Origin of the sequence: Pseudomonas sp. GV105, from assembly GCF_003058185.1 — a bacterium.
Taxonomy (GTDB): Bacteria; Pseudomonadota; Gammaproteobacteria; order Pseudomonadales; family Pseudomonadaceae; genus Aquipseudomonas; species Aquipseudomonas veronii.
This window is the reverse complement of sequence record NZ_QBUF01000035.1, coordinates 1-1,664: the sequence shown is the minus strand read 5'-3', so window position 1 is coordinate 1,664 and position 1,664 is coordinate 1. Positions and strand designations below refer to the sequence as shown.

Here is a 1,664-nt window from a genome sequence, read left to right as displayed (position 1 = left end):
TCAGCGATTTGTTGTGTGGCTCCCGCGACCAGATCGGTGGCTGGCGCCATGGTGAGCACATCACCAGAAGCCTTGGCCTGTATATCCGCACTGATAAACAAACCTTTCCCCCCACGAATGCTCCCCCAAGCATCTGTACGTAGCTCAAACCCTTCCCCACGTTTTTTACGCTGACCATCCACCAAATGCCCAAGATTCAGCTGGCTCTTACCACTGTGCTCAGTACTGACCTTGACGTGCTCCCGCCCCCGCGTGTCATCCATCCGCAGCTTGTTGTTCGCCGGGGTACGCAGCACGTTGCGTTTGTAGTTACGCAAGGTCACATGATCGACATGCTGGCTATCGTGCAACGCGTGCGCGATGTAGGGCCGGTCTGGGTCGCCCTGCTCGAACGCAATCGCCACTTCGGTCCCTGCAATCAACGGCAGGTGCAGGCCGTGGGTATCTCCGGCGTAGGGGCGGGCCAGGCGTAGCCATAGGCTTTCTTCGCCGGGTTTCCAGGTGTCGCGGTCGAACAGGAAGTTGACCCGGTAGCGCCCTTCGAGGTCGATGTGGCCGTAGGGGTCGTTGGCCTGTGGGCTGGTGACGCGGGCCGGGACGGTGCCGGCGATTTGGGGTTTGGGCTGCAGTGCGGGGCGAAAGCACACGGTGTCTGAATAGGGTATGGCCTGGAAGGTCGCGACCAAGCTGCTGTCGCGGGCGGCGGTGGTGGTCAGGCCGGTGATCACCGCGCCCGGTGTGAAGGCTTGGGGCGCGCCGCCGGAGATGTGCAGCACCTGCCCCGGCGCCAACGTGGCGCTGCTGGTGATGCCGCTGAGTTGGGTCTGGGCGTTGAGGTAACGCTCGTGGCGCAGGCGTGCGTAGAAGTAGCCGCTTTCACTGAGCAGGTCTTCGTCCTGATCCAGCCGGTCGCCGAGGGCCGTGTAGGGCTCGGCGTAGTGGTAGGCCTCGCCGTAGGTGCCGCTGGCGCCGCGGCTCTGGTCGATCTCGCCGCTCAGGTGGGCGCCGGCGTCGCGGGGGTGGTAGGCGCGGATATGCACCTGTTGTTCGACCACCCGGTGGTTCGATTGCAGGTGCCACACCGCGTCCTGCCCGCTGCTGCCCAGCCCGGATTGCGGGCGATACGGCAGCGCGATGTCGAACTGGTAGAGGCGCTGATCGTCGCAGAACTCGACCACATCGATACCCAGGCGTTCGTCGCTGGTGAAGCGGTACCAGATGCCGACGTCGGCGAGCAGGCGCTCGATGAAGGCCAGGTCGCTTTCGCCGTATTGCATGACCTGCTCGCGCCTGGGGTAGTCGCGTTTCAGGCTGAACAGAAAGTCCTGGCCTTCAAAGTCGTGGCGGCTGCGCAGGATGCTTTCGACGATCTGCGGCACGGATTGATGCTGGTAGATGCGAAATTGTCTGCCTTGGCCGAGCAGAGCCAGGCGCGGCTGCAGAGTGATTTCATAACGGGCCTGGTCGTTCGAGCCGGATTGGCGCTTGAAGCCGGTGACCACGCCGTGCAAGGTGCGCAGCGGTTTGACCGCGGGCGCGTTGAAGCCTGAGGCCGGTGGTTTTTGCGGGGCGGCGTGCAGGCTGAAACGGGCGTCCTGGCCAAGCAGGGTTTCGGCGGCGAGGTCACGTTCGGTGCTGGTGAATTCCACGCGATAGGTGAAGGG

1 protein-coding gene is annotated in these 1,664 nt (G+C 63.8%); it reads right to left on the bottom strand.

The annotated features are described in order from the left end of the window. Positions 1 to 1,664 (bottom strand): type VI secretion system Vgr family protein (locus C8K66_RS30465; RefSeq protein WP_178087559.1); only part of this gene is annotated, 1,664 nt, incomplete at both ends.